The following is a 5,165-nucleotide window of genomic DNA, read 5'->3' on the forward strand; positions in this document are numbered from 1 at the left end:
CCGGCCCCTCGACCGCGGCGACGGGAGGTGGCCGCGGTGACCGGTGCCCCGCTCGCCGGGGACCGCGGCGAGCCCGTCAGAGCGGGCGTTCACCCGTTCGGTCCCGGCGGCGCGACCGTCCTCACCGGCCGTGGCCCCACCGGCCGCACCACCACCGCCAGCGTCCGGCCGTCCCACGCGGCCAGGCACCACCAGGGAGAGGGAACGTACGTGGAGTCACGCATCGGCACGGCCGTCGGAGGCACGGCACATGCCGAACCGGTCTCGGTGCCGGAGCTGCTCGACCGCACCCGCGCGCTCTGCACCCCGCCGCTGAGGGCCGCCGTCGCCCGTCTGGCGGCACCCATGGACACCGTCGCGGCGTACCACTTCGGCTGGATCGACCGGGACGGCACGCCGGTCGCGGGGGACGGCGGCAAGGCCGTCCGCCCGGCCCTGGCGCTGCTCTCGGCCCAGGCCGCCGGCGCTCCGGCGGAGGCCGGAGTGCCCGGTGGGGTCGCTGTTGAGCTGGTGCACAACTTCTCCCTGCTCCATGATGATCTGATGGACGGTGACGAGACCCGGCGCCACCGGGCCACCGCCTGGACGGTCTTCGGTCCGGCCCAGGCGATCCTGGTCGGTGACGCCCTGGCGACGCTCGGTACGGAGGTGCTGCTCGACGCCGCGACCACGGGCGGGACGAGCCCCACCGACGCCGCGCGCGCCGTCCGGCTGCTCAACACCGCCAGCCGCCGGCTGATCGACGGCCAGGCGATGGACGTCGCCTTCGAGCAGCGGGACACCGTGACCGTCGCCGAGTGCCTGGAGATGGAGGGCGGCAAGACCGCCGCCCTGCTCGCCGCCGCCTCGGCGCTGGGCGCCGTCCTGGCCGGCGCCGACGACCGGGCCGCGGACTCCCTCCAGCGCTTCGGCGAGCACCTGGGCCTGGCCTTCCAGGCGGTGGACGACCTGCTCGGCATCTGGGGCGCCACCGAGGTCACCGGAAAGCCGCACTGGGGCGACCTGCGCCAGCGCAAGAAGTCCCTGCCGGTCGCCGCCGCCCTCGCCGAGGGCGGCGCGGCCTCCCGTGAACTGGCCGAGCAGCTCGCCGACCCCAAGGGGCGCGGCGAGGAGAGCGAGACCGAGCTGGCCGCCCGCGCCCTGCTGATCGAGAAGGCCGGCGGGCGGGCCTGGACCCAGGAGGAGGCCCGCCGCCAGCACACGACTGCCCTCGCCGCCCTGGACGAGGTGCCCATGCCCGATGTGGTGCGCGAGCACTTCGTCGCACTCGCCGAATTCGTGGTGGTACGAGAGAGGTGACGTTACGTTGACAGCAACCGCGGACGGCCGGCTCGACCCTGAGTACGATTCCGAGCCGGTCGCGGTGGGCGGCCTCCCCCCGGCGCTGCTGAGCGCCGGGCGGTGGCAGCCCGAGGGATCCGCCCCGGACACCCCGTCCGGCCGGACCGATCAACAGCAGGACGGGGCCGCCTCCGCCGAGGAGGCCCTGGCCCGTGCCACCACGCACCTGCTCTCCCTGCAGAGCTCCGAGGGGTGGTGGAAGGGCGATCTGGAGACCAACGTCACCATGGACGCCGAGGACTTACTGCTCCGGCAGTTCCTCGGGATCCTCACCGAGGAACAGACCAAGGCGACCGCCGAGTGGATCCGCTCCCAGCAGCGCGAGGACGGCACCTGGTCCACCTTCCACGGCGGCCCGGCCGAGCTGTCCACCACCGTCGAGGCCTACGTCGCCCTGAAGCTCGCCGGGGACGACCCGAACGCCCCCCACATGCTCACCGCCGCCCGCTGGATCCGCTCCGCCGGCGGCATCGCCGCCTCCCGGGTGTTCACCCGGATCTGGCTGGCGCTCTTCGGCTGGTGGCCCTGGGACCGGCTGCCCGAGATGCCGCCGGAGATCATGTTCCTGCCGAAGTGGCTCCCGCTGAACATCTACGCCTTCGGCTGCTGGGCGCGGCAGACCATCGTCCCGCTGACCATCGTCTCCGCCCACCGCCCGGTCCGTCCGGCCCCCTTCCCGCTCACCGAGCTGCACACCGACCCGGACGACCCCTTCCCCGCCCGGCCGCTCGCGCCCGCCACCAGCTGGGACGGCCTGTTCGAACGCCTCGACAAGGTCCTGCACGCCTACCACCGGCGCGCCCTGCGCCCGCTGCGCCGCCTCGCGCTCTCCCAGGCCTGCCGCTGGATCGTCGAGCGCCAGGAGGCCGACGGCTGCTGGGGCGGCATCCAGCCCCCCGCCGTCTACTCGCTGATCGCCCTGCACCTGGAGGGCTACGAGCTCGACCACCCGGTGATGCGGGCCGGACTCTCCTCCTTCGACCGCTTCACCGTGCACACCCCCGACGGCCGGCGCTGGCTGGAGGCCTGCCAGTCCCCGGTCTGGGACACCTGCCTGGCCACCATCGCGCTGGTCGACGCCGGCGTCCCGGCCGACCACCCGGCGCTGGTCTCCGCCGTCGACTGGATGCTCGGCGAGGAGATCACCAAGCGCGGCGACTGGTCCGTCCAGCGGCCCTCGCTCGCCCCCGGCGGCTGGGCCTTCGAGTTCGAGAACGACACCTACCCGGACATCGACGACACCGCCGAGGTGGTGCTCGCGCTGCGCCGGGTCGCCCACCCCGACCCCGCCAAGGTGGCCGGCTCGGTCGACCGGGGCGTGCGGTGGAACCTCGGCATGCAGTCCAAGAACGGCGCCTGGGGCGCCTTCGACGTCGACAACACCAGCACCCTGCCGAACAAGCTGCCGTTCTGCGACTTCGGCGAGGTCGTCGACCCGCCGTCCGCGGACGTCACGGCGCACGTCGTGGAGATGCTCGCCGAGGTCGGTCGGGCGCACGACCCGCGCACCCGGCGCGGCGTCGAGTGGCTGCTGCGCAACCAGGAGGCGGACGGCTCCTGGTTCGGCCGCTGGGGCACCAACTACATCTACGGCACCGGCTCGGTGCTGCCCGCGCTGGTCGCCGCCGGCGTCCCCGCCGAGCACCCGGCGATCCGCCGGTCGGTGCGCTGGCTGGAGGACCGCCAGAACGGCGACGGCGGCTGGGGCGAGGACATGCGCTCCTACGACGACCCGGAGCGCTGGGCCGGGCGCGGCGAGTCCACCGCCTCGCAGACCGCGTGGGCGCTGATGGCACTGCTCGCGGCCGGCGAGGGACCGGACGGCCGGGCCAATCCGGCGGTCGAGCGCGGCGTCGACTGGCTGGTGCGCACCCAGCTGCCCGAGGGCACCTGGGACGAGCCGCAGTTCACCGGCACCGGCTTCCCGTGGGACTTCTCCATCAACTACCACCTGTACCGGCTGGTGTTCCCGGTCACCGCGCTCGGCCGCTACCTGCACGGCACCCCCGCCACCGGCCGCCCGGCCGGCGGACCGGCGGCGATCGGGGCGTCCCGGTGACCGCTTCCCCGCTGCTGGTCCTCTGCGCGCTCGGCCCCGAGGTGTGGGCCCTGCGCGGCGGGGACTGGCGCGGCGCGGCGGGCGGCCCGCCCGTCGTGGTACGGACCGGGGTCGGCCGGCGGCGGGCCTCACTCGCCGTCAGGAGGCTGCTCACCGCCGCCCCCGGCGGCTACGGCGCCGTCGTGGTGGCCGGCTTCGGCGCCGCCGTCGCGCCGGGAATGACGCCCGGTGACGTGATCGTCGCCGACGGGGTGCGCGACGCCGAGGGCAACCACTTCGCCGTCGACTCCGGCCCGGCGCTCACCCGGGCCCTCACCGTGCGCGGCCTGACCGCGCACACCGGCGTGCACCACACCGCGGACCACGTGGTGCGCGGCCTGGAACGGCGCGCCCTGCACCTGCAAGGGGCGCTCGCCGTCGACATGGAGGCCGCCGCCGTACTGGCCGCCCTGTGCGAGCTGCGCCCAGGCCTGCCCGCCGCCGTGCTGCGGGTCGTGGTCGACACGCCCGAGCGCGAGCTGCTGCGCCCGGGCACCCTGCCCGCCGGCGTCCGGGCCTGGCGCACGCTGCGCTCCACCGTGCCCGCCCTGGTCGACTGGCACCTGTCCGACGACCGGCCGGCGCGCGTCCGCCCCGCGCCGACCGCCCTCAACCACCCCACATCCTCGACGCTCCCCCAGGAGGCGAGCTAGCCATGGCCATGCCGCTGCGCCAGACCGTGCGGGTCGGCACCTACCTCATGCAGCAGAAGCTGAAGCGACGCGACAAATTCCCGCTGATCGTCGAACTGGAACCGCTCTTCGCCTGCAACCTGGCCTGCGAGGGGTGCGGCAAGATCCAGCACCCGGCGGGCGTGCTGAAGCAGCGGATGCCGGTCGCCCAGGCGGTCGGCGCCGTCCTGGAGTCGGGCGCCCCGATGGTCTCGATCGCCGGCGGCGAGCCGCTGATGCACCCGCAGATCGACGAGATCGTCCGGCAGCTGGTCGAACGCCGCAAGTACGTGTTCCTCTGCACCAACGCCCTGCTGATGCGCAAGAAGCTCGACAAGTTCAAGCCCTCGCCGTACTTCACCTTCACCGTGCACATCGACGGGCTGCGCGAGCGGCACGACGCCTCGGTGGCCAAGGAGGGCACCTTCGACGAGGCGGTGGAGGCGATCAAGGAGGCCAAGCGGCGCGGCTTCCGGGTGACCACCAACTCCACCTTCTTCAACACCGACACCCCGCAGACCATCATCGACGTGCTCGACTACCTCAACGACGAGCTCAAGGTCGACGAGATGATGATCTCCCCGGCGTTCGCCTACGAGAAGGCGCCCGACCAGGCCCACTTCCTCGGCGTCGAGCAGACCCGCGAGCTGTTCCGCAAGACCTTCGCCGGCGGCAACCGGCGGCGCTGGCGGCTCAACCACAGCCCGCTCTTCCTGGACTTCCTGGAGGGCAAGGTCGACTTCGAGTGCACCGCCTGGGGCATCCCCAACTACTCGCTGTTCGGCTGGCAGCGACCCTGCTACCTGATGGCCGACGGCTACGTGCCGACCTACCGCGAGCTGATCGAGAAGACCGACTGGGACAAGTACGGCCGCGGCAAGGACGCCCGCTGCTCCAACTGCATGGCGCACTGCGGCTACGAGCCGACCGCCGTGCTCGCCACCATGGGCTCCCTCAAGGAGTCGCTGCGGGCGATCACCGACACCGTCGGCTCCAACCGGAGCCGCTGAGCGCACTCCCCGGCGGCCGGCGCACCCCGCCGCCCGCCCCCGTCC

The 5,165-nt window shown here is 73.7% G+C and carries 4 protein-coding genes; all 4 read left to right on the forward strand.

Annotated features, from left to right (window positions below; all coding sequences use genetic code 11):
• Positions 1-210: 210 nt before the first annotated feature.
• Genes ABD308_RS19950 through hpnH form a run of 4 tightly spaced genes read left to right on the forward strand, consistent with a single transcriptional unit; the run spans position 211 to position 5,120 of the window.
• Positions 211-1,299 carry a polyprenyl synthetase family protein gene (locus ABD308_RS19950; RefSeq protein ID WP_425554806.1) on the forward strand — a complete coding sequence of 363 codons (1,089 nt, stop codon included), beginning with the start codon at positions 211-213 and terminating at the stop codon, positions 1,297-1,299.
• A gap of 7 nt (positions 1,300-1,306) precedes the next feature.
• Positions 1,307-3,400 carry a squalene--hopene cyclase gene (shc, locus tag ABD308_RS19955; protein WP_344337152.1) on the forward strand — a complete coding sequence of 698 codons (2,094 nt, stop codon included), beginning with the start codon at positions 1,307-1,309 and terminating at the stop codon, positions 3,398-3,400.
• On the forward strand, positions 3,397-4,092 hold the full coding sequence (locus tag ABD308_RS19960; protein WP_344337153.1) for a phosphorylase family protein: 696 nt from the start codon (positions 3,397-3,399) through the stop codon (positions 4,090-4,092). Before shc ends, ABD308_RS19960 begins: the two co-directional genes overlap by 4 nt.
• A 2-nt stretch (positions 4,093-4,094) precedes the next feature.
• Positions 4,095-5,120 (forward strand): adenosyl-hopene transferase HpnH, encoded by a 1,026-nt coding sequence (hpnH, locus tag ABD308_RS19965; protein ID WP_344337155.1) that lies wholly within the window; start codon positions 4,095-4,097, stop codon positions 5,118-5,120.
• Positions 5,121-5,165 lie beyond the last annotated feature (45 nt).

The organism is Kitasatospora putterlickiae (genome assembly GCF_039527695.1).
Classification (GTDB): domain Bacteria; phylum Actinomycetota; class Actinomycetes; order Streptomycetales; family Streptomycetaceae; genus Kitasatospora; species Kitasatospora putterlickiae.